The following is a 23,778-nucleotide window of genomic DNA, read 5'->3' as shown; positions in this document are numbered from 1 at the left end:
ATGGAATTTGGCGCCTGTTATTATCCGGAACACTGGCCGGAGGAGAGATGGCCGGAGGATGCCCGCATGATGCGGGAAGCTGGATTTACGATGGTACGCCTTGCGGAATTCGCTTGGTCGAAATTCGAACGCAGAGAAGGAGATTACGACTTCGACTGGCTGGATCGCAGTCTTGAGATCTTGTCGTCGAACGGCATTCGGGCCACTCTCGGCACGCCGACGGCGACGCCGCCCAAGTGGTTGATGGACAAACATCCGGATATCTATATGAAGGATTATTACGGTCGCGTGAGAGGGTACGGTAATCGCCGTCATTATTGCTACAACAACGAAACGTACCATGGCTACGTGGCGGGGATCGTGGAACGGATGGCGAACCACTTCGCGAACAACAAAGCCGTAGCCGCCTGGCAGATCGACAACGAGTTCGGCTGCAATGAAACGACCCGCTGCTATTGCGAGAATTGCCGCGATGGATTCCGGCTATGGCTGAGCGAGAAATACGGAAATATCGATGCGCTGAATGAAAGCTGGGGAACGGTGTTCTGGAGTCATATCTACAACGATTTCTCGGAAGTCGAATTGCCTGGGTATACCGTATTTCAGCTGCATAATCCCGGTCATGCATTGGATTATCGCAGATTCGCTTCCGATTCAGTAAAGCGCTTTCAAAAACTTCAAGTCGATATTTTGCGGAAGATTGTACCCCATCATGCAATCACGCATAACTTCATGGGCGCATTCAATGAAGTCGATCAATATGAGCTGGCTGATGATTTGGATTTTGTTTCCTACGATAATTATCCGAATCTGCACTTCGCCAAGGAAGCGGATCCGGCATTTGCTGCCCTGCAGCATGACCTGACGCGCAGCCTGAAGGGAAAGGGCTTTTGGGTGATGGAGCATCAGAGCGGGCAGCCTGGAGGCAATATTATGTTTGCGACACCAAAGCCAGGCGAGCTGCGAAGATGGACCTATCAATCGGTGGCTCACGGCGCAAATGGCATCTTGTACTTCCGCTGGAGGGGCTGCTTGTTCGGGGCGGAGCAATATTGGCACGGGATTCTGAACCATGACGGCAAGCCCGGCAGGAAATACGCCGAAACCAAGCAGGTTGGGTCGGAGCTTGCGCGATTGGCTCCAGTGTTTGACACGTCCATTCATAAGGCGAAGGCGGCGGTGGTACGTTCTTACGACATCGAATGGGTATTCGATATCCAGCCGCATATGCTCGATTACAGTTACATGAAACATCTCACGACCTATTACCGCTCTCTATACGAGCGGCATATCGCGGTTGACATCGTATCTCCCGACGCCGATTTGTCCGCTTATTCGCTGGTTGTGCTGCCGAATTTTATAATGGCGGAGCAGGCTGTGGCGAACAAGATCGATCGTTTCGTGAGAGATGGCGGAACAGTGGTCATGGATTTCCGGGCCGGAGCGAAAGAATGGAACAATCGGATGGAAGACTTGACGCTGCCAGGCAAATTCGCGGAGATGCTGGGCATCTCGATCAGCGATTACGGCATTATCGGAAAGGGCGAACAAACAAAGGTGAGGTATGACGGAGAAGATGAAACGAAATATTCCGCCTCGACTTGGTACGATGTCGTGAAGGCAGAAACGGCGGAAGCATTAGCTGTCTACGAAGGAGATTATTATGAGGGGAGCGCGGCTGTGACCCGCCATGCACATGGACAAGGAGCAGCTTATTATGTCGGAACGGAGCCAGATTCGGAATTGCTCAGTCGTATAATGGATCGAGTGTGCGAAGACGCGGGGTTGTATACCGCGCTGCCGATTCGCACGGGAGAGAAGACGGAGGTTGTGATTCGGGAGGGCGAGGATAACCTGTATTACATCGTCATTAACCACAGGGATGCCGCGACGACAATTCAAATCGAAGAGGAGCTTCAGGAATTGCTGACGGACCGAATCTTGCTCGGAGATATTGTGTTAGAAGGCAATGGCGTCATGATTCTATCGAAACTGAAGGGGGCGATTGTATGAACCTAGGAGTCGCTTATTACCCGGAGCATCACCGAGCGGATGAGTGGCCCGCCGATTACGAGAAAATACGCTCAGCGGGAATCAAACGCATTCGTATCGCCGAATTCGCTTGGGCGGCCATGGAACCGCGAGAAGCAGAATACCAGTGGGACTGGCTCGACGAATCGATCACGCTAGCGGCTGAATTCGGCCTCGAGGTCGTATTATGCACGCCGACGGCTTGCCCGCCGGTCTGGCTGGCGGAGCGTTACCCGGATATCCTGCCGGTTCACCACAGCGGTCACACAGTCGGCTTTGGCGCGCGTCAACACCGCTCGTACCATTCGCCCAATTATCTGGCCCACTCCGACCGTATCGTGCTCGCGATGGCACGGCGTTACGGAAGCCATCCCAATGTTGTAGCCTGGCAGCTCGATAACGAGTTCGGCGGCGAAACCAAATTCGATTATGGGGACTGTTCCCGCCAAGCCTTTCATGCCTATCTTGCCGCACGGTATGGTAGTATTGATGCGCTGAACGACAAGTGGGGTACGATGTTCTGGTCACAGCGCTACGAGCGCTATGACCAGATTCCCCTGCCCGCGCCGATCCAGAGCGACGTCATGATGTGGCATCATCCCAGCTTGGAGCTGGAATTCGCGAATTTCTCATCCGAGGGCATCGTCGCTTATGCAAGACGGCAGGCTAAGCTGCTTCGGGAATTCATTGGCGATAGGCCGATCACGACCAACGCCTTTATGTTCCGCTGGGGCGACAGCGTCGACTGGAGCGAGCTGTTCTCGGAGCTGGATGTCGTCGGAATGGATATCTATAGCGACAAGCCGCATGAAATCGCCTTCTACTGCGATGCTTGCAGAGGAGTGAAGGAGCGCTCGTTCTGGATGATGGAGTATGGCACGTCGTCGCCCAAGCTTGGCGATGAGATGGCGGATATTGCGTCGAGAGGCTGCGAGAGCTTCTACCTGTTCAAGTTGAAGCCGTTTCCTTGGGGGCAAGAGCAGGGCAGAGGCCAGGCGGAGCTGCTCACGATCACAGGAGAGCCGTCGCCGGCTTATCAGGAAGTACAGCGTTATGCCGAACAATCGGCGAATGTAGGCGAAGCTGCTCCGTCGAGCGAGACGGCGCCTGCTGGAGATAATGGAACCAAGACGAAGGATCGTGTGGCGCTCTATTACGATTTCACGAGCTCGTGGAGCTACAGAGTGGCCGTGGCAGATCGGCGCAAATACGCGGATTATGTCGTAGATGAAGTGTACCAGGCGTTGTACAAAAGTGATGTTGAGGTCAACGTCATCTTCCGGGCAGACCAGCTGACGGATCATAAAGCGGTCATTCTGCCCCTACATGTGATCCATGATAAGGGGTTAGAAGCGAGATTGATAGACTATGTCAAAGATGGTGGCATCGTGATCGCGACCGAAGATCTGTTCCGCAAGGACGAAGCCAATGTATTCTTGACCGAGCCGCCTTCTATCTTCTCCGAGGTATTTGGTCTGGAAGGGAACAACTTCGTTTCCGATATCGTGAAGGAATCCGGTACGGTGATGGCCTCGGTCCAGCATGACGGCGGGGGAGAAGCGTTCCTCGTCAAGAGGGAATCGGATCTTGCGCAATGGTCCGAATTGCTGCAAAAGGTGTTGAAATAGCCGTCAAATCAACCTTTTCTATACTTTGATAGGTCAACGCATTAAGTTCGTACGGTTGCGGGAAGACGCTTATCTGCCGACAATGAAGCTAGGATCAGGTTATGGTCCTAGCTTCACCTATTAAAGGAGGATGATGAAGGAATGGTCAATCGGATTCAAAGAATGGCGATGCTGTTATGCTTGAGCTTGTGCATCGCCGCAGGGATGCTTCCGCTCGGTATAACGGTTAATCCCGCTGAGGCGCATGCGGCCACCGCGTTCTCGGACGTGACCGTCAATACGACGACGCCGGCCATGTACGACAAGTACGAGATCAGCTTCAACTTAAGCGAGACTTACGATAATCCGTTCGATCCCGAGGAGGTCAACGTATATGCAACGTTCAGCAAGCCAGGCGGCGGAACGGAGGTCGTTCCCGGCTTTTACAAATCGAATTCTTCGCCGCATTGGGCGGTCCGATATTCGCCTAGACTAGCCGGCGCGCATAACGTCGTCCTTCGGGTAGTGGACGCGAGCGGCATCGGCCAATCACAAATGTATGCGTTTACAGCGGGAGGCCCCGGCCAAAACCGCGGATTCATGGACGTCGAGGGCGATCGATTCGTCGACAGCTATGGCTCCCAGATTACGCTGATCGGTACCAACTTCGCTTGGAATAATCCCAATCCGGATGCGGTCATCGACGAGATTCCGAACCTGAAGCCGGCCAAGATGAACCTGCTTCGCGTATGGTATTCCTGCTGGTGGAGCAGCTTGGCGCCGGAATGGGGACCGGTCGTCGCCCATGAAGCCGGTCTGACGACGACGTACGAAGGCATCGGCCGTTACCAGCTCGACAATCAGCAGCGCATGGACGAGATGCTGGAAGCGGCGGAGGACAACGACGTATACATCATGCTCACGATGAACAGCTTCGGCGACATGTACTACCAGTGGAGCGTCAACGCCTACAACACCGCGAACGGCGGCCCGTCCACGTATTCGGAGAATAATACGAACTTCTGGACTCACCCGGATGCGATCGGCTATCAGAAGAAGCTGCTTCGCTACATGTTCGCCAGATTCGGCTACAGCCGCGCGTTAGGCATGCTGGAATACTGGAACGAGCTGGATAACCGCGTCGACACGACGGCGGCTAACCGTGCGGCATGGCATGCCGAAGTAGACAGCTATTGGAAGAGCCTCGACTTCTACAACCACCCGACGACAACGAGCTTTGCCTGGAAGGATCACGCGAATTCCGGTCAAACGAGCTGGGAAAACCTGACGATGCTCGACGTCACGAATGTTCACCGATACGACGACAGTGCTGGCGTCGTGGACGCTTGGGCGCAGCAAATCAACAATCTGCGCACGATCGGCGGCAACAAACCGGCATTTATCGGCGAGGTAGGCAGAACGCACAACGATCAAACGACGGATCCCGTCATCGCCAATTACATGCACAACGCGTTGTGGGCGCCGATCTTCCGGGCGGGCGCGGCGGGCGGAAGCTTGTGGTGGATCTTCGAGAACGGCTTCGAGCTGCCTCCGTCGTTCAAAGCGATTCATACGCGGCTCGCGGATTTCGTGCAGCCCGAAGAAGACCATTTGATCGACTTGCCCCACGCGGATTACGGCACACAATCGAACGGAACGAAGGCAGGCGGCTTCAACGACGGCTCGAGGGCCCTGCTCTGGATCAACGATCCGCAAGGCAACCACACCGTCGCAAGTCCGAGAACGGTAAGCGGCATGTCGCTGTCGGTTCCCATGGACAACGGCTATTATGATGTTTCTTTCTATAACACGTATACAGGTACTTACGGCGCGGTGCAATCCGTGCAGGCGACGGGCGGAACGCTGACTTTGTCCGTACCTTCCTTCACGCGCGACATCGCGGTCAATATCAAATGCGAGAACTGCGATGCTCCAGATACGACGGCTCCTTCCGTTCCGACGGGACTGACCTCGCAGGACGTTACGGATACTAGCGTTCAACTGGTATGGACGCCGTCTACGGATAACGTTCGCGTAAGCAACTACGACGTGTACAGGAACGGTACGCTGATCGGCTCCACGGGCGGCGCGACCAGCTACAACGCCACGGGATTAACGCCTAATACGTCCTATTCGTTTACAGTTCGGGCGAAGGATTCGGCAGGCAACGCATCGGCTTTGTCCAGCACTTATTCGGTTACGACCGACCCGCTTGACACGACGGCCCCGACGGCTCCGACGAGCTTGACGTCGCCGTCCAAGCTGGATATCTCCGTCACCTTGTCGTGGGGGGCTTCCACCGACGATACGGACGTGACGGGTTACGATATCTACCGCAACGGCACGCTTGTCGGCTCCGTCTTAGGCAACGCGACGACTTACGTGGATACGGGACTCGTGGCGGAGACGGCATACTCGTATTACGTGAAGGCGCGAGACGCGCGGGGCAACGCTTCCGCCGCAAGCAATACGATCAGCGTAACGACGTTGCCTCACATCGAATTGAACCGGCTGCTGAACCCCGGCTTCGAGGGCGGGGGAGGCAAACCGAACAGCTGGGTATGCGAGAACGATTATTTCTGTTACCGCGATACGGCCGTGAAACGCACGGGCGCCGCGTCCATGCGGATGAGCGGCGACACCGGGCCATGGCTGGGCTTCTATCAGGACGTAACGGCCGCGCCGGGCGAAACCTTTACTTTTGACGGTTACATGAACATGTCGTCCAACAGCGGCACGACGGTCGAAGTACGTCTTCGTTTCCTGGACGGCTCGAATTCGGTCATCCAAGACAATCTATTGTCGACGCATACCGGAACGCCTGCCGGCTTCCTTGGAATCGGGGGCTCCAAGGTGGCTCCGACCGGTACGGCAGCAGCGCGGGTATATATCTACCTCAAAGACTTGCGAGGTGCGATCTACTTTGACGACTTCACGTTGACTGGCGGCAGCGGCGGCGGACCGGTAACGGATACGACTGCTCCTACGGCGCCGACCGGCTTGACGTCCCCGTCGATAACGACGACGACGGTCAACCTAAGCTGGAACGCTTCGACGGACAACGTCGGCGTAACGGGCTACGACGTATACAAGGACGGGGTCTTGGCCGGCTCCGTATCAGGTTCGACGACTGCGTATTCGGCAACCGGGCTTACGGCCAACACGGCCTACAGCTTCACCGTGAAAGCGAAGGATGCCGCGGGCAACGCGTCGGCCGCAAGCTCGGCGTTGTCGGTGACGACGCAAGCCGCGCCGGATACGACGGCTCCCACGGCGCCGACCGGCTTGACGTCCCCGTCGAAAACGACGACGACGGTTAACCTAAGCTGGACCGCTTCGACGGACAACGTGGGCGTAACGGGCTACGACGTGTATAAGGACGGCGTGTTGGCCGGTTCCGTATCGGGTTCGACTACTTCGTATTCGGCAACGGGACTTACGGCTAATACAGCCTACAGCTTCACCGTAAAAGCGAAGGACGCCGCAGGCAACGCGTCGGCCGCAAGCTCGGCGCTTTCCGTCACGACTCTCTCCTCCGGCGGCGGAGGTTCGAATTTGCTGGTCAACGGCGGGTTCGAGACGCTGGGCGGCAATAGCAAACCAAGCACTTGGGTATGCGAGCAGGACTACTACTGCTATACCGATACGAGCGTGAAACGTTCAGGAGACCGTTCCTTGCGCATTGACGGCAACTCGGGCCCATGGTTCGCGGTTTACCAAAGCGTAGCCGGATCCGCGGCAACGTCGTATACGCTGGACGGATACGTGAACATCGCGAGCAACAACAACACGAAGATGGATATCAAAGTCCAGTTCCTTGACGGCTCAGGTTCCGTATTGACGGAGCATACGGCATTGTCGGTCAACGGCACGACGACATCGGGCTTCGTTAACGTGAACGGCACGTATACGGCGCCTGCCAACACGTCTTCAGTACGCGTGCACATCTATTACAAAGATATGAGAGCCGTTATGTATGTGGATGATTTTTCATTGACGGCCAACTAAATCATTTTTGCTTTTACCCCCACAGGAAATGCCACAATAGGCGTTTTCTGTGGGGTTTGTTGGTTTTAGAGATTTTTTGCAAGAGTATGCAATGAAATCGAAAAAGTGGGGATAGTAAGCTAGGTAATATAAAACCCCGTTTAGAAAGGCTGTGTGCATACAAGTGGAGAACCAGTATCAAGATTCCGCAAGCAAAAGAAGAAGGCAACATCCCGGCATTCGTGCAGCAAAATACTTAAGCGTGGCCGTCATTACATTGGCGCTGATGTTCAGCTTGCCACATACGACGCTCGCGGTCGGTAAACGGGCGCAAGGACCAGATGTTTATGTCATTCAGGGCATGCTGAAGTCAATTGGCAGCTATGCAGGACCTATTGACGGCTACTATGGACCTCAGACTGTAAAAGGCGTGAAATATTATCAAAAAACGCATGGTCTGCCTATGACAGGCGCAGTGGATGGCAAAACCTTACAATCCATTACGTATTCGTATTCCTCTGCGAAAGCGGGTACGAAAGCACAAGCCAAATGGAAAGCGAAAGGAATCGGCTCCGGCGGCGGTGCAGGTAGCGGCGCAGGCGGTGGAGCTGGTGGCGGCGCAGGCGGTGGAGCTGGTGGCGGCGCAGGCGGCGGAGCTGGTGGCGGCGCAGGCGGTGGAGCTGGTGGCGGCGCAGGCGGCGGAGCTGGAGGCGGAGCTGGAGGCGGAGCTGGTGGTGGCGATGGTGGCGGCGCAGGCGGCGGAGCTGGTGGTGGCGCAGGCGGCGGAGCTGGTGGCGGCGCAGGCGGCGGAGCTGGTGGTGGCGCAGGCGGCGGAGCTGGTGGAGGCGCAGGCGGCGGAGCTGGTGGCGGCGCAGGCGGCGGAGCTGGTGGCGGCGCAGGCGGCGGAGGCGGCAAAGGAGATATGGGCGGCGGTACTGGCGGAACAGGCACAGGCGGCGGCAAAGGCAATATGGGCGGCGGTACTGGCGGAACAGGCACAGGCGGCGGCAAAGGCAATATGGGCGGCGGTACTGGCGGAATGGGCACAGGCGGCGGCAAAGGCAATATGGGCGGCGGCACTGGCGGAACAGGAACAGGCGGCGGCAAAGGCAATATGGGCGGCGGCACTGGCGGAGCCGGTACAGGCGGCGGCAAAGGCAATGTTGGCGGCGTAGACAGCAAGTCGAAAGGCCAACAATAATTTGTTTGTTACGGTGCATGCCTGAAGTTTGATTTTCAGATGGTGGAGAGAGACGGTGTTCAGGGTGAAATCCTGTTCACCGTCTTTCTATTTGATTGCCTCCGACCTGCGAAGGTGGTTGTTGTATCCAAAAAAGGGTAAACTATTTGAGAAGATTATATTGAAAATGAATGTTAAGCAAAGTTGGTGATGGGAGCATGGGGAGAAAAAACATTCGAAAACAAGCAAACTGGTTGCTCGCATTATCTGCGGCAGGCATATTGGCGGCGTTCCCGTTCCAGCACACGTTCGGCGGCGGATTATTGTTTGCCGCTTGCAGTGCAGCGATGATCGGCGGGCTCGCTGATTCCTTCGCGATCAGTGCATTGTTCGGCAACCCGTTGCTGATTAAATGGCCTGCGTGGATGGGGACTCATATTATCGCTCGCAACCGGGAGAGATTGATTGGCGAACTATCGGACATGGTAGAGAAGGAATTACTAACCGTCGAAACTATTCGGGAAACGTTAGAGGAGCTGAATCTGGCAGAGGTGGTTATTCGTTACTTGACGGAGCATGAAGGTTCCGATAAAACCAAGGAACTCGTAACCAGACTTGCAGCCGACATGCTGGGCAACGTTAACGCAGAGGAGCTTGCCCAAACGATTCAATCGTTCTTGAAGGATCGATCCGGCTCGATCCGAACGGCTGATCTGATCGCGGATGTGGCCGAATGGAGTGTGAAGCATGGTTATGACGACAGGGCAATTAGCTTCTTTGCGGGGCAACTCGCAAGATTGGCCGAGACGCCGCAATTCGGCGCCCTGATCGAGAAGTTCGCAGGTGCCGCAATCCGTTCTTACGAAGGAGATAAATTCAGAAGACGATTGGTAGACTTCACGGCAGGGCTAAATGCGCAAGCCATCAGTATGAAAGTACAAAGCTGGATCGTCGCGTTTCTTAAACAAATGGAAGAAGAGGATCATCCGCAGCGCACGGCCTTACGCGGCCGAATTGCTGAGCTCGTTGTACGGTTAAGAGAGGATCAGGAGCTTATTCGGAAGGTAGAAGCCGGTAAGGACAAGCTGCTGGAAACCGCTGGAGACAAACTCAAACTAGGTGAATTTCTTTCGGATCGTTTGACTTCCTTACAGATGAGCCTGCTCCAGATGGGCGAAGGGGAAAACATGTCTGTACCGCTTCAATGGCTGCGAAGTCAGTTGGATAAGTCGATTAATAGACTCGAGACGGATGAGGAGCTTCAATATGCCTTGGATGGCATGCTGAAGCGGGGATTACTCTCTTGGATTTCGCAGAAACATGCCATGATCGGCGTGATGATACGGGAGAAGTTGAGCTCATTCTCTGAGGCAGACCTCATCGATCTCGTGAAAGATAAAGCAGGCAAGGATTTGCAATATATTCGATTAAACGGCATGATTGTAGGCTCATTCGTTGGAGTTATTCTTTATTGCGCCACGTTCTGGATAGGAGGTGGACGGGTATGAGCATGAGGAAGAAGGCCAATGCAAGTTTGTTGCTGCTTGCTCTATTGTTCGTCGGCTCGGCTGTTGTCTATTACTTCTATCCGGATGCATGGTGGGCGAAGCTGCTGTTGTATACGGCAGAAGCGGGATTAGTTGGCGCGTTAGCCGATTTGTTCGCAGTGACCGTATTGTTCCGTCATCCGTTCGGCTGGCGCTGGGTTCCTCATACTGCAATCATCCCGCGCAATCGCGACAAGCTGGTCGACGGTGTGGCTTATATGGTAGAGGAGCAGCTGCTTAACAAAAATGTGATCCGGGACAAAATGATGCAATTCCGACTAGTCGAAGCGTTCATTTCTTGGGCGGACAGCCGTCCTGACGGCAAACGTTTGTCGGATCTAGGCTGGCAGCTTGCCAGCGGTTTTATAACCCGATTGGATGCGGAGGCAGCATCTGTTCTGTTGGACGGACACGCTAGACGCGCGTTAAGAGGCGTACAAATATCGTCTTATGCGGGTAAAGCGTTGCGCTGGATTGTGGATAGCGGCAATGTGCAGATTTGGTTAGGTTATATCGTCGATTATGCGGCCAAGTTGACCGCGGGCGAAGCGGTCAAGGATGCGATACGGGATATGCTCGCCAAGGAAAAACACAAATTTGTTAATGAAGGCGGCTCAATCGCCAGATGGTTTAAGCAGAAAATAATCGATTTCGCGGAATCGGCTGATGCTCTTAATCTGGACGAAGCTGCTGCTACCTTACATCGGGATTTGTCTCAGTTCATGGAGGAACTGAAGCGGCCGGATCATGAGCTTCGGATGCTGCTCGAAATGCAGCTTCGCGTATTATCTGATCGACTCTCTGACAGTGATGATGTCGCAGAAGCACTGGAGAGCTGGAAACGAGAGGTACTGGAGCAAATTTCATTGCAGCCGACCATTCATGGGTTGCTCAACACCATTCAACAACTGTTCATGGATGGAGCGGAGATGAAATATATTGATACGGGAGAAGGGGCGCTCCGCCAAGAGGATATTAAAGCTTGGTTCGTTAGTTTGTTAAACGGCTATTGGAATTGGTTCAAAGAGGACGAGGAGACCAAGGCTCGGCTGGAAACATATGCCCAGACATTTGTTAGAGGAGTAATCGAGACGGAATATAAGGTGATTGGACGGATCGTGCGCAAGACTTTGGGCACCTTTACGGAGGAGCGGTTAGTGGCGTTTATCGAGAGCAAAGTCGACACGGATCTTCAACGCATACGCCTTAATGGCGCGTTGATCGGCGCGGCAGTCGGAGCGATGATCTTTGTTATTCTCCATGGAGTGTATGCGCCGCTGCTCCAATTAATAGGGCTTTAGCCCGAACTGCAACATGAAGAAGGGGCGTCCCTCAGTCATTTATGACTTTTGGGACAGCCCCTATTACCCCCTTCAAGCGAGCCGTATAATGGCAGCTGTTATCTTTGGAACTCTTTGAATCGTGTACCTTGATAAGTAAGCTGCCCACGGTCACCTACGACAATAAGACCATATCGATCGCCTCTGAGTTGCAATTCCAAGCGAGTAGTATCATCTAATTGGAATGTCACATAATAATTCGTATTTGCACTGGAGTCCCCCGAACCACCCCATACCTCTGTTCTTTTATCTACTACCGTGACGGAGCGCGTATATACATCCGAAGCATTGTTTGATGTCCAAATTCGAATACCACGAATGAATACATAAAGAAATCCACCAACTACAAAGGTGAAAATTAAGCCTCCAAAAATCATGAAAAATAACGGTACTTCTCTTAAAAATCCGAAAAAACCAGGATCATTAGGGTATCTATTCATCGTTTCTCTCCTCGCTTAACTACCCAATTGTTCAAAACCCTCACGTCTATTACGCTTTCAAGATAAGGATAGTTGCGTTCTTCCTAATAAGGAGTAGGTCCTGTACGCTCAAATTAGGTCTTATCGTTCTGTATACCGCACAAATGGAATGGTATAGTTGGAAGAGAGTTACAGTTATAAGGGAAGGGATGTCATCTGCGCAGAGCTTTGACGAAATCATTTCATAAAGAATCAGGAGGGTACTTGTGAATTATATTGTTTGGAGTCTAATTGTCGTGATGCAAGTGACCATGTTAGCTTCCTCGACCTTAGCAGGGCAAGATGGTAAGGTGAACGCGGATATTCCGAAACAACCTGCAGCATTTGCTGCTGATGCGAAGCCGTCCTCGGAGACGCTCCCGGTAGGCGCTAATGAGGTGAATTATCAGGAGAATGCGCATGTCATCGATTTGAAGCGATGGGGGATCGCCAATAACGGCACGAAACCAGTCGAGACAACAAAGGGGATCAATCGGGCGCTCGCTTGGGCGCATAAGTCGGGTATTACGGCTATCACATTGCCGCCAGGGATTTATATGGTCGATAAGAATAGCCATATCGAGATGGTTCCCCATATGTTGTTTGAGCTATCCGACAAAGTTACGATTCAGAAAGAAACGAACAACAAAGAGAATTATGTGTTGATGAAAGTCGGCTTTGGCGATGACAACGTCACAATAAGAGGCGGAATTTATAAGGGTGACAAGGATACACATGACTATTCGAAGAAAGAGAGTCCGCATACACCGGGGACGCATGAAAGTGGGTATGGCATCAGCGTGGTAGGCGCTAGGAACTTAACAATCGAGAATGTGACTTCGACACACTTTACGGGTGATGGATTAGGGATAGGCGCGCATGGCACATTGGTTCGCGATTTGTATGAGAACAGTTTTGTATCAGGCGGCATCGACGATAAGGGGAAGTTTATAGCTAATGCCAATCAAATACGAACGACAAAGCCATTAAAGTTTGACCATGCCATCTTCAAAGATCGACGCGAGTTCGAGTTGGCTAATCCGATCAAGCTGAAGAGGACCTTTCACATCTACTTCTACACGAGCAAAAATGTATGGATTAGCAGTATACGAAACGTAAATGCTCGCGATATCCTTCAAATACCTGACGGGGCAAGCTATGCTCACCTCGTATTTGACCAGCCTTCCTTCAAGGATGCCTATATCGAGCAATGGAACCGGGCGCTAAGCGAGAACATCGTTGTTCAGGATTCTGAATTCGCATATAACCGTCGACAAGGCATTACCATTGGTGGTGCAGATGGCATATTGATTATGAACAATGAGCTGCATCATATGAAAGGCACAATGCCGCAATCCGGGATCGACGTTGAAGGCGGGTTTGGCGAGAATGGTAATCGCAATCTCAATATCATCATTAAGAATAACCAATTCCATAATAACGCTTCGTACGATGTAATCTTATATGATGGCAAGGATGCGATTATAGAAGGCAATCACTTGGCATCCAAGGGAGCGATTGGACTGGCTGTTTCTCCACCGTTTACAGGTGCGATTGTGAGGGACAATCATTTTGACGGATCGCGTATCATTGCCTACCATGATGTCACTTTCCTTAATAATCGACTGAACAATTCGTTCACGACACTGGAAGGTCCTCGTATTCATATTGATGGTATGGAAGTGACGGACGGGATCCTTAGCATTAACGCACAGACGGCATACGGCGTTACAGCCCAAAACGTAACGATCAAGGGCGAAAGCAAGAAAGCGGATGCGGGTCTAGTGCTGAATGGTAAGAAGGTCAACTTGTCGAACATTACGATCATCGGGGAATCCAAGCTTCGGACCGTTAGTGGAGCGGTGGAGCCGGGGAGTATGATTGAAGGGCTTAAGGTTATCGGCTACAACTCGACTTACGGTGTATCGCTGCCACCGGCTACATACAAAAATTGTACATTCGAAGGCGCTGAAGGAGCGACCACCGGTGCAATCGGCATGAGTATTGGGGGGAAATACGTATTCGATGGCTGCTCGTTCAAGGTGAGCCGGACGGCTATGCAAGGATTGATTGCTGATCATCCTAAACTTGATCTGACTGTACGCAATTCGAGCTTCCAGTCATTCGGCAATGGCTCGCCCATATCTGTACAGGCTGCCGCGAACGTGCTATTAGAAAATAATAAAATCATAGCCAATCAATTGACGAAAGAGAAGGTCGAGCTGATCAAGTTAAACGATTATTGGAAGCGTACGGAGAAACATGATATTTTGAAGGCTGTCATTAAAGGCAATACCATCACGTCTAACCTGGCATCCGTCGGTATCTCCACTGTCTATTCTGGTGTAGGCGCCCCCGCGTATTCGGTGACGAACAACAAGCTGGAAGGGGCTGTACTTGCGCTGAAAGATAATGATAAGACGAGCGACAACGAAATCATCGAGAGTGATTAACAAGGAATGATGGATAGGACTTCCTTCCGCGCCGCATACTAATTCGGTTACTTTGTAATCGGGAGTGAGATGCGGGATGATTATGAAATGGATGCTGGCTGCTTTGCTGCTGACAGGTGCTCCTGAAGCGGAGTCTGTTCATTTGGATATCGTTCATCAAGGCGAGTCTGTGCTGCGTATTAACAGATCGGACTACTATAACGATCTTGCAGGGATCCCGCTAATTGACGAGGACAAACTCGACAAACTTATGCAACGAGTTGCGGAGCTGGTAGAGACGGAACCGCGCAACGCTGTTCTTAACGGCGCGGGGGCAATCGTGCCTGAGCAGCCTGGGACTCAGTTGCATACCGTGGAATTCCGTAGTCGATTCTACGGCCATGTATTCGAAGGTGGACAGGAGGGACTGGAAGTACCGCTTAGAGCTGTATATCCTCGCGTTGACAGCGAAATTTTATCTAATATCAAACATCATGCCATTGGTTCGTACGCGACTTTCTACAATAGCCGTAATCACAACCGATCTTCTAATATCGCGTTGTCGGCGGCGGCGGTCAACAACGTTGTTGTTTTCCCTGGCGAACGATTTTCCTTTAACGAAACGGTAGGGATGCGAACGAAGGAAAAGGGGTACCTGCGAGCCCCTGTCATCGTGCGAGGCGAGTTATACGAGGATATCGGAGGAGGGATTTGTCAGGTTTCCTCTACGCTGTATAATGCGGTGGATCGAGCGGGACTCACAATCGTCGAACGATTCTCCCATAGCCGCAATGTTCACTATGTGCCAGCTGGTCGCGATGCGACCGTAAGCTGGTACGGTCCTGATTTCGTATTCACCAATCCATATAATCACCCTGTCTTGATTAGGGCTTTTGCCGGGCAAGGGACAATGAGCGTCGTGATCTATTCCTCGGATATGCTTGAAACGCAGCAGAGAGAAGTTCCCGGCGCATCTCGAACACTGCCCGAAGAAGTGCGAATCGAGGATCGTGGGGTTAGCGGCAAAGAGCATATGGAGCATATGGATAAACCTTAAAACGACAAGGGCTGCTCCGAGCAGCCCTTGTTTCAATTGGAGCGATCAAGGATTTATCGGCATGACTTCGATTTCCATCATGTAACCTTCGCCTTGCTGCTCGCGGAAAGTAGGTGTTATGGCGGAGTGAAACTCGCCATCGCCTTTGATCCGTACGGCCATTGGTACGGGAATGCCGCCTGGAGGCATGTAATGAGCAGTAACCTCATATTGGCCAATCGGCAGCGCCTTGATGCCTATGCCATCGTCCAACAGTGTCACGCGTTTGACGATCGTCTCACCATCCCTCCCATTAGGATGGGGCCCTATTGGCGAAAGTGTCAGAACTACATCGTCAGGAGAAAGCGGCTCACTGACGGGGGCCGATCCCTCTTCAAGCTCCATATAGACTGCTCCCATCAGCTCGATGACAGTCAAGTTTCGTATTCCGCCGGCGCTGGCGGATACGGGCTCCGAAGTATCCGACAGCAGCTTGCCTGTATACGTAATGCCGCTGTGAACCGACTCATAGGTTTCCGCAAGCTGCCACTTTTCATTGGCAGCCGGAAGCTCAATAGCGTAATATCCATATTCGTTGGATACAGCTTCCGCTTGAGCGTTCGTTGTATGGATTCCATGCGCTGTAACATGGAATCCGGATTCTCCATTGCCTTGCTCGTCCATCACGCGACCGACAATGGTTTGAGATACTGGAAGCAAGGGAATTGGCTCCGTTATTGAACCATCCGACACGCCAATTTTTAAGGCATTTGTTGTTGAAACATAAGTTTCCTCGTACCCGCTATGCTCCGATACGAACCGAAGCGGCACATACGTTTTGCCATCCAGAATGCGAGCGGGAACGTCTAGCGCCGTTTCCACTCCTCCAACGGTTGCGATGAAGCTGCCCGTCGGCAGCTCGATGACATATCCGTCCCGCTCACCGATTGCTGTCTGCTCCTCTACATCCCACTTTACCTGATACCCCAGTGCTTCGAACATGTCCCGAAACGGCACGAGTGTTCTCCCATCCAGCAATACCGGACCCGCTTCGCCGAACGATAAGCTTTGTCCGTTCACGAATACTTCCACTTGCTTGTCTGCCGAATAAGTAGCAGAGGGGAACAGAATCGCCGCCGCGAAGATGGAAGCTGCCAAAAACGTAAGCGTTTTCTTTTTGGGTAGACTGTACGTGTTCATACGCGTCACTCCTTGTTCGGTTATCGGCAATACGATATGCCGTCATTATACCGGACTCGCGAAGTCGAATGTTGTTGATTGATCATGTCGAATGCCGATAAGTTTCGGCAGCAAAGGCTAAGTATAACCGAATTATATAATTTGCCAGCCAAAATCTGCAAGACATGTTTCTTGATCATGCGTTAAACTATTAGATATGGATAATTGTAGAAGGTCGAAGCTAAGGATGGGGCTAGCTATCTTATAAAAGCGCCGCATGATTAAACCTGAAAGGGATGTTTATAAAATGGAAAATAAAGCGCGACTTGCGGTTATAGGCAGCATCAATATGGATCTTGTTGTTCACGTTCAGCGTCACCCGAAACCAGGTGAAACGATACACGGCTCCGATACTTTGTATAGTCCGGGCGGCAAAGGGGCAAATCAAGCGGTAGCAGGCGCGAGATCCGGAGCAGAGGTTACAATGCTTGGGGCGGTAGGCGGCGACTCTGCTGGACGCGACTTATTAACTTCGTTACAAACAAGCGACGTAAATACGGATACCATTATAAGCAAAGGTGGTTCTTCGGGACTTGCATATATTACGGTGGATGAAGCTGGAGAAAATAGTATCATACTGTCTTCGGGGGCCAATGGGAAGCTGACTCCAAGTGATCTTGAAGCGGCATGGCATCAGATTGAGAGCTGCTCGGCCGTCTTGCTCCAGAACGAAATTCCGATGGGGACGACGCTTGCGGCAATCTCCGAAGCATCGCGGACGGGGATGAGAGTTTATTGTAATCCAGCGCCTGCCGTCGCCCTTCCGAACGAAATATACAAGTATATTCATTGTCTGATCCTGAATGAGTCGGAGGCCGAATGGATTACGGGAGCAGAGCTTGGAGAAGGAGAAGAAGCCGAGGTGAAGATTGCGCGTGCGCTTGTAGAGGCAGGGGCCGAAAGCGTCGTATTGACGCTTGGCTCGAGAGGAGCGATCTATGCGGACCGAGCAGGGGGGCTGCAGCGCGTACAAGCCTATAAGGTGCAGCCGGTGGATACAACTGCTGCCGGTGACACGTTTATCGGAGCATTCGCCGCCGAACGGGAGAGCGGGGCCACGGTTGAGCGCTCGCTTCGCTTCGCGTCCGCGGCTGCTGCGCTAGCTGTTACGAAGTACGGAGCGCAGATATCGATCCCAACAAAGGAAGAAGTCGAGAGCTTCATGCAACGCTCCAACATTTAATGCCACCAGCCGAGAACATAGCGAATCGTATCGAACAAATAAAAACAGCGATGAATAGGAGCTAACCAAAGCTCATGTTCATCGCTGTACCTATTTAACCTCATACGGCAAGAAGTCTCCTATCCTCTATAGGTGGGAGATGAATTACCGTCTTCGAAGCGTTGCTTACAAAATACACGCCGTCATGATACAATCAGTAGTATAGTTGTAAATGGCGGTGATACTGTGGAATTAGATAATAATAATCATTCAGTATTCTTGATGTACTATCATCTTGTTTTAGTTATCAAATATCGTCGAAAAGTGATTGATGATCAAATATCGAATCGTCTCAAGGAGATATCCGAATATATTGCACCGAAGTACAATATTGCATTACAGGAATGGAATCACGACAAAGACCATGTTCATATTTTGTTCAAGGCACAGCCAAACAGTGAGTTATCTAAATTTATCAATACCTATAAAAGCGCATCATCACGTCTGGTCAAAAAAGAACATTCCATCATTAGAAAATCACTATGGAAAGAATATTTCTGGTCGAGAAGTTTTTGTCTGCTAACAACAGGCGGAGCACCCATTGAAGTGGTCAGACGTTATATCGAAAGCCAAGGTGAGAAGATATGAACAAAGCATTCAAATATCGGATTTATCCGAATGCCGAGCAAGAAATTCTCATCAATAAAACGTTTGGTTGTGTGCGATTTATCTATAATCAAATGCTTGCGAATCGAAAAGAAGTTTACGAGTCATTCAAAGACGATAAAGAAGCAATGAAGAAACAGAAATATAGGCTTCCAGCCGACTTCAAGAAAGATTTTGTTTGGCTCAAAGAAGTAGACAGTCTGGCGCTGGCGAATGCACAATTGAATCTGCAAACGGCTTATAAGAATTTCTTCCGAGACCCGTCTGTGGGTTTTCCGAAGTTCAAGAATAAGCATCACGATAAGAAATCCTATACTACGAACAATCAATGCGGCACGATTCGGCTCATAGACAGCCAAACCATCCGACTGCCTAAACTGAAAGATGTGAAGATTAAGCTTCACCGTCAGTTGCCAAAGGAAGCCATCATAAAGTCTGCAACGCTAAGTAAAACGGCAACGGGTAAATATTTCGTCTCCCTATTGATCCAATACGAAGCACGAATAAATCTAGTAGAGCCAACCCCTGAAACGGTAGTAGGTTTGGATTATTCGTCTCGTTCATTGTTTGTCGATAGTCAGGAAAACAGTGCTGACTATCCAAAATTCTACCGAAAGGCAGAAGAAAGACTGAGAAAAGCTGCGCGCAAGCTGTCTAAACGCAAAAAAGGCGGTAAAAACCGTGAAAAGCAACGCCTTAAAGTAGCCAAGCTCCATGAAAAAGTAGCGAACCAGCGCAAAGACTTCTTGCATAAGCGCTCCAGGCAGATAGCCAATGCCTGCTCAGCCGTTGCCATAGAAGACTTACATATGCGTGGAATGGCGCAAGGACTCCGTCTGGGAAAATCTACGAATGACAATGGATTCGGGATGCTAAAGACCTTTTTGGGGTATAAGCTTGCGGAGCAAGGAAAACAACTTGTTGTGATTGACAAATGGTTTCCATCCAGCAAACGGTGCAGATATTGCCAAAACGATAACAAGGAACTTACATTGGCAGATCGAACTTGGGTATGCCAGCACTGTGGCACAGCATTAGACAGAGACGTAAACGCGGCAATCAACATCAAAAATGAAGGTTGCCGGAAGCTGGGTATAGCCTAATCGGCACGAATCAGAACCGTGGGGCAAACGGGGATAGCTTGGTCATGATACTGGCATTAGCTGGTATGTCCCAAGAAGCCCCCACCTCTAAGCGTTAGCGCAGGTGGTGGGAGTATGTCACTACTCCGGAAAGTGTGCAGAGATTGTCCAATTGCTAGGCAGACAAGCTGCTGAAGACGTTTAAGGACAGGGATTATGCGATTTTTGCAGGTTATGGCACAATCGGTTATTTGTCTTACATCGCATTAAGCTGAAAAGAATGGAGAGAGCCGCCGGAAACTGAGTTCCGGCGGCTCCTTAGCTAATTATTATTCCGCGAACCAATTGGCCAGGATCATCTGCGCGACTGCAGCGAGGTCCTCGATCGTGATTTCTGCTTCTCCGAAGACGTCGGCTATTGCAATCTCGGACCAATTGGCATCCGAACTTGTTGCGCCGAAATATTTGGAGATGATGGACAGATCGTGAATCGAGATGCTTGTAGCCCCCGGAGTTAGTGTGATAATGGCAGCAGCGAAGGCTGCTTTGGCCTGATTCAGCGCCGTTACGGCTTGATCCACTTGCGCTTGTGTTGCAGAGTTGTTGTCGCGTACAAGCTTTGCAGACTGAATGGCGGTAAACAGGGTCGCTTTCGAGCCAGCTGTATATTTACCTAGCTTAGTACCTTCAGCGGCTTGCTCGTGTTTGCTTTCCGCGGATGCAATTGCTGATTGCAGCGCTGTCAAGTTCGCAGATGGAGAAGGATTCACAGAGCTCGTGAACGTCGTGACCGCAGCTTGCAAAGCGGCTACCGAGTTGCTTATCTCCAGTGGTGTCGCCGCCATATTGTTACGAACCGCAGACGCTGCTTGAATGGCGTTGTTTAAAGCGGTTTTTACGCTCGCCAGGTATTGTCCAGGCTGCGAGCCAACGACTGCGGAGTCGTAGATTTGCTGCGCTGATGAGAGGGCAGCTATCAAGTCCGACTTATCCGCTTGCGAAATCTCCATTTCTACGGAAGCCGTAGAAGTATCCAGCGTCGGGCCGGAACCATCCATCGATATTTTGAAGTTGGACAAGGTGATGGCGGTGCTGCCAAGTGCTGCATTAGCTCTCACTTTGCCATGCAATTTGAACAGAGGAAGATCGCCGCTTGCCGCATTAGCTTCTCCAGCTGTTAGCAATAGGAACATGATTTTGCCTTCGGATACCTTAATAGCATTGGCAATAGTGAAGTTCGGGAGCAGAGATTCGATGGCCGTATCTGCTAATACAACGATACCGCCTTCCGTCTCCGTGTCAAATTCAAGCTGTTGAGGATCATAGCTGACCATAACTTCCGCTGCCGTAAACGGCGTCGTGTCCTGAACGCCTACAGTGACTTCAAACTCTTGATTGACAAGTTTGGATACACTATCAATGGTTAGCGAGGCTGTGGCCTCTTGCTCTTCTTCGGTTTGACCGATTCTGCTGTGACTTAGAATCAAGTTGTCGAATACTCTAAACTCACTATCATTTCCGGCTACACCCGGTTGATTATTCGTATTATAAATCTCGAACGCATTGATACCATAATCGGTATATGCCCCTGTCCAATTGATATTGTATAAGCTGGATTCCAATACCCCGTTAATCCAAAGCTCGTATACGCCATTGGATTGTCCAGGCGTATTCAGCTTGACATGAACCTCGATCTCATGCCATGTGCCAGCTTCGGAGCGATGCATCACGGGAGTCGTGCTTTCCAATTCTGTATGCAAGACGAGTCCCGTAGGTTCGCCGTTCCCGTCGAACTCTCCGGTATACAGGATGGATTGAAGCTTACCCGATTGATCGGGATACCCGACCTCCACATTCATGAAGGGTACATTACCCGGACCATATCCCAATACTTGCATCAAAGGCCCCGTGCTTGCGAGAGCGGTTTCCGCTTCAGCTGAATTCGACTTCATGAAGAAGCGTGAATAAAGGTCCCTCACAGGCTCAGCTGTATTACCAGACGGTTTATAATACGTATTGTCCGGCGTTTTGCCAAAGGCTTTCCTGAGCCAGGTGCCATGCGGGGCAGTCTCCGGATCCGCGCCATAGTAGCCGAAGTAGGATGTGATGCCTATGGAGTTGCTGATGCCCTTGACGGGCTCTCTTAAGAACCGTCCCCATCTGGAGAAATAATCATAGTATTGATTCGTCTTATCTGCTTCGAAGTCATCGCAGAAGATCCATTGCCCATTCGGATTACTGGTACATTCATTGACTGGAACCGTAATCGGATTGACAGGCGGTTCCTCTTCTTCATATTCCAAAGAATCGGGGGGAGTTACGGAAATGACGAAATCATCGATATACGTATATGAAGTCTCGTGGAAGCCGCTGTTCGCCCAGCCCATCAAATAACCATGATTAAAGATGTTGAACTCGCCGTCATTGGGTCCGCCTGTCCAGAGCCATGCGTTCAGATCATGATGATTATGCACCTTTGTCCCGTCAACCCAAAGTTCGGCTACGCCATCGGCTACTTGCCAGCCGCTTGATACTTCGAAGTGGGCGATATATTCGACCCAGCGCCCGCGTGTCGTGTCATCCTGCAGGATACCGCCGTTAATGGATGGTTTGCCGTAAACACCAAATGAATTGCCATCAGGCACCCATTTGATATCGACTTTGGAGTTCCCGCCGGTTAGCGGCTCTGTCTCAAAGCCGTATTGATTAAAGGAACCGTGACCGCCAGGCTCCCAGTTCTTATTACCGATAAGAAGCAGCTTGTTGTTGTTTGGCCAACCGTCAACCGCTCGGTGATTCCACTCTGGACCGAGTCCCTCTGTGCCATCCGGGTAATATTGGTACCAACTGATCCAAATTTCCTCTGTGTCAGACAAAAGGTCGAATCGTTGTTCTGACCAGGAATAAGTTCCTTCTGGACCGCCGTTATACGTAAATTTCAAGCTCTGACTGCCGCTCCTGGCAATGTCCGAGGAGACGCCGGTATATACTTGATCGCTCCATTCAAAGAAGGAGTTAGTATTGCTCAAATCTCCTGTCTCGAAATCGTCTTCAAAATGAAGCGAGCCTGGCGGTTCCGGATCAGTTGGCTCATCCTCGGTCTCAATAGGGCCAACTGGCTCCGTGCTTAACACCAGATTGTCAATATATCGATGCTGTTGCGGGACGCCAGATGCGTCCAGAGACTGTTCAAATTCTACGACATTGAATCCATAGTCTTGATAAGATCCAATCCAGTTCATATTTGATAAATCGCTAACCAGATTTTCGTTGATATACACTTGGTATTTGCCGTTGCTTTGTCCAGGATCGTTTAATTTGATCTGGAACTCAACCAGATTCCAATCATGATTGCCTATTTCCAAAATTTTCTTTCCGGTTCCCACATATATTTGGCTATTCAATCCGTTTGGATTGCCGTTTCCATCCAGATTGGCTGTTTGGACATACGAATAGATGGCTCCATAGGCAAGGTTTGCCGTCACTTTCATCAGCACTTGATTGTTAGGACCATAGGCGTACAGGTTCGCAAACATGCCATCTTCTCCAACAGACCAAGCTTCATCATTTTTGACATAAAATCTCCAACTGAATTCGCGTACGACTTCATCTGGATCTCCGACAGGTTTGTATACAAGCGCATCCGGTGTTTTTCCGAATGCCAGACGAATGTTGCCGTGACCATTGTTTCCAGAGAAAATGCCATCGAGGCTCGTAGAATCCTCCATGCCCGTTCCCGCAGTACGTTTCAGCAATGCGGGATGGCTGTGGTGATAATAGCTGCTTAAGCGGTCTTCGTCAAAGTCATCACAGAACAGCCACGCTTCTTGTATGGCCTCGCATTCATCAGCAGCATGTTCTTCAGAGGCTAGCGCCATTGTTGCTGCCAGCCCTCCAATCAGCAGTATCGCAATCATGATGGTGCCTACTTTTACCCGAAGCTCAGAAAGAAATTCGTTAAACGTCAAACGTTTCATCATTTCCCCTCCTCATTAATGGGTGAATCTTAAG

Annotated in this window: 13 protein-coding genes and 2 pseudogenes; 12 read left to right on the top strand and 3 right to left on the bottom strand. The window is 51.1% G+C overall.

The features are described from left to right. The 7 genes and pseudogenes from ACX1C1_RS24445 (at window position 1) to ACX1C1_RS24415 (ending at window position 11,653) form a co-directional block, all read left to right on the top strand. On the top strand, window positions 1–2,013 hold the full coding sequence (locus ACX1C1_RS24445) for a beta-galactosidase (protein WP_458954716.1): 2,013 nt from the start codon (window positions 1–3) through the stop codon (window positions 2,011–2,013). After that, window positions 2,010–3,659, top strand: coding sequence for a beta-galactosidase (locus ACX1C1_RS24440; RefSeq protein WP_458954715.1), 1,650 nt, complete (start codon window positions 2,010–2,012; stop codon window positions 3,657–3,659). The genes ACX1C1_RS24445 and ACX1C1_RS24440 overlap by 4 nt, the downstream gene beginning before the upstream one ends. A 141-nt stretch (window positions 3,660–3,800) precedes the next feature. Next, window positions 3,801–6,056, top strand: a pseudogene (locus tag ACX1C1_RS24435) (fibronectin type III domain-containing protein); the annotation flags it as partial. Between the two features lie 531 nt (window positions 6,057–6,587). Next, window positions 6,588–7,181, top strand: a pseudogene (locus ACX1C1_RS24430) (fibronectin type III domain-containing protein); the annotation flags it as partial. Between the two features lie 628 nt (window positions 7,182–7,809). Beyond that, window positions 7,810–8,826 (top strand): peptidoglycan-binding domain-containing protein, encoded by a 1,017-nt coding sequence (locus tag ACX1C1_RS24425; RefSeq protein ID WP_458954714.1) that lies wholly within the window; start codon window positions 7,810–7,812, stop codon window positions 8,824–8,826. Between the two features lie 197 nt (window positions 8,827–9,023). Beyond that, window positions 9,024–10,313, top strand: a complete 1,290-nt coding sequence (locus tag ACX1C1_RS24420; RefSeq protein WP_458954713.1) for a DUF445 domain-containing protein — start codon at window positions 9,024–9,026, stop codon at window positions 10,311–10,313. Then, window positions 10,310–11,653 (top strand): DUF445 domain-containing protein, encoded by a 1,344-nt coding sequence (locus tag ACX1C1_RS24415; protein ID WP_458954712.1) that lies wholly within the window; start codon window positions 10,310–10,312, stop codon window positions 11,651–11,653. The genes ACX1C1_RS24420 and ACX1C1_RS24415 overlap by 4 nt, the downstream gene beginning before the upstream one ends. Before the next feature lie 98 nt (window positions 11,654–11,751). Here ACX1C1_RS24415 and ACX1C1_RS24410 read toward each other — a convergent pair whose 3' ends face one another. After that, window positions 11,752–12,132 carry a DUF2500 domain-containing protein gene (locus ACX1C1_RS24410; RefSeq protein ID WP_458954711.1) on the bottom strand — a complete coding sequence of 127 codons (381 nt, stop codon included), beginning with the start codon at window positions 12,130–12,132 and terminating at the stop codon, window positions 11,752–11,754. A 245-nt stretch (window positions 12,133–12,377) separates the two neighbouring features. Here ACX1C1_RS24410 and ACX1C1_RS24405 point away from each other — a divergent pair, with 245 nt between their 5' ends. Both ACX1C1_RS24405 and ACX1C1_RS24400 read left to right on the top strand, forming a co-directional pair. After that, window positions 12,378–14,603 (top strand): right-handed parallel beta-helix repeat-containing protein, encoded by a 2,226-nt coding sequence (locus ACX1C1_RS24405; protein ID WP_458954710.1) that lies wholly within the window; start codon window positions 12,378–12,380, stop codon window positions 14,601–14,603. A gap of 76 nt (window positions 14,604–14,679) precedes the next feature. Beyond that, window positions 14,680–15,639 (top strand): VanW family protein, encoded by a 960-nt coding sequence (locus tag ACX1C1_RS24400; protein ID WP_458954709.1) that lies wholly within the window; start codon window positions 14,680–14,682, stop codon window positions 15,637–15,639. Between the two features lie 45 nt (window positions 15,640–15,684). On the opposite strand, the gene ACX1C1_RS24395 is transcribed toward ACX1C1_RS24400, so the two are convergent. Further along, entirely contained in the window at window positions 15,685–16,818 is a 1,134-nt protein-coding gene (locus ACX1C1_RS24395; RefSeq protein WP_458954708.1) for a copper amine oxidase N-terminal domain-containing protein, read from the bottom strand. Window positions 16,819–17,104: 286 nt separating this feature from the next. Between ACX1C1_RS24395 and rbsK the strand changes: the two genes are divergently transcribed. The 3 genes from rbsK (at window position 17,105) to ACX1C1_RS24380 (ending at window position 19,788) form a co-directional block, all read left to right on the top strand. Continuing rightward, the gene (rbsK, locus tag ACX1C1_RS24390) at window positions 17,105–18,040 is read left to right on the top strand and encodes a ribokinase (RefSeq protein WP_458954707.1); all 936 of its coding nucleotides are present in this window, start codon (window positions 17,105–17,107) and stop codon (window positions 18,038–18,040) included. Window positions 18,041–18,265: 225 nt separating this feature from the next. Beyond that, the gene (tnpA, locus tag ACX1C1_RS24385) at window positions 18,266–18,667 is read left to right on the top strand and encodes an IS200/IS605 family transposase (protein ID WP_458954706.1); all 402 of its coding nucleotides are present in this window, start codon (window positions 18,266–18,268) and stop codon (window positions 18,665–18,667) included. Further along, a complete protein-coding gene (locus tag ACX1C1_RS24380) occupies window positions 18,664–19,788 on the top strand; it encodes an RNA-guided endonuclease TnpB family protein (protein ID WP_458954705.1) in 1,125 nt (374 codons plus the stop codon). Before tnpA ends, ACX1C1_RS24380 begins: the two co-directional genes overlap by 4 nt. Before the next feature lie 308 nt (window positions 19,789–20,096). Here the strand turns inward: ACX1C1_RS24380 and ACX1C1_RS24375 are convergent, their stop codons facing one another. Then, window positions 20,097–23,747 carry a cohesin domain-containing protein gene (locus ACX1C1_RS24375; RefSeq protein ID WP_458954704.1) on the bottom strand — a complete coding sequence of 1,217 codons (3,651 nt, stop codon included), beginning with the start codon at window positions 23,745–23,747 and terminating at the stop codon, window positions 20,097–20,099. Window positions 23,748–23,778 lie beyond the last annotated feature (31 nt).

The sequence above is a fragment of the Paenibacillus sp. strain BS8-2 genome, assembly GCF_054483835.1.
This window is presented reverse-complemented; position numbering and strand designations above follow the sequence as displayed.

What these genes read in the sequence shown, in the direction of transcription:
- ACX1C1_RS24445 (WP_458954716.1), top strand. Translation starts at nt 1, where the DNA reads ATGGAATTTGGCGCCTGTTATTATCCGGAACACTGGCCGGAGGAGAGA.
- ACX1C1_RS24440 (WP_458954715.1), top strand. Translation starts at nt 2,010, where the DNA reads ATGAACCTAGGAGTCGCTTATTACCCGGAGCATCACCGAGCGGATGAG.
- ACX1C1_RS24420 (WP_458954713.1), top strand. Translation starts at nt 9,024, where the DNA reads ATGGGGAGAAAAAACATTCGAAAACAAGCAAACTGGTTGCTCGCATTA.
- ACX1C1_RS24415 (WP_458954712.1), top strand. Translation starts at nt 10,310, where the DNA reads ATGAGCATGAGGAAGAAGGCCAATGCAAGTTTGTTGCTGCTTGCTCTA.
- ACX1C1_RS24410 (WP_458954711.1), bottom strand. Translation starts at nt 12,132, where the DNA reads ATGAATAGATACCCTAATGATCCTGGTTTTTTCGGATTTTTAAGAGAA.
- ACX1C1_RS24400 (WP_458954709.1), top strand. Translation starts at nt 14,680, where the DNA reads ATGATTATGAAATGGATGCTGGCTGCTTTGCTGCTGACAGGTGCTCCT.
- ACX1C1_RS24395 (WP_458954708.1), bottom strand. Translation starts at nt 16,818, where the DNA reads ATGAACACGTACAGTCTACCCAAAAAGAAAACGCTTACGTTTTTGGCA.
- rbsK (WP_458954707.1), top strand. Translation starts at nt 17,105, where the DNA reads ATGGAAAATAAAGCGCGACTTGCGGTTATAGGCAGCATCAATATGGAT.
- ACX1C1_RS24380 (WP_458954705.1), top strand. Translation starts at nt 18,664, where the DNA reads ATGAACAAAGCATTCAAATATCGGATTTATCCGAATGCCGAGCAAGAA.
- ACX1C1_RS24375 (WP_458954704.1), bottom strand. Translation starts at nt 23,747, where the DNA reads ATGATGAAACGTTTGACGTTTAACGAATTTCTTTCTGAGCTTCGGGTA.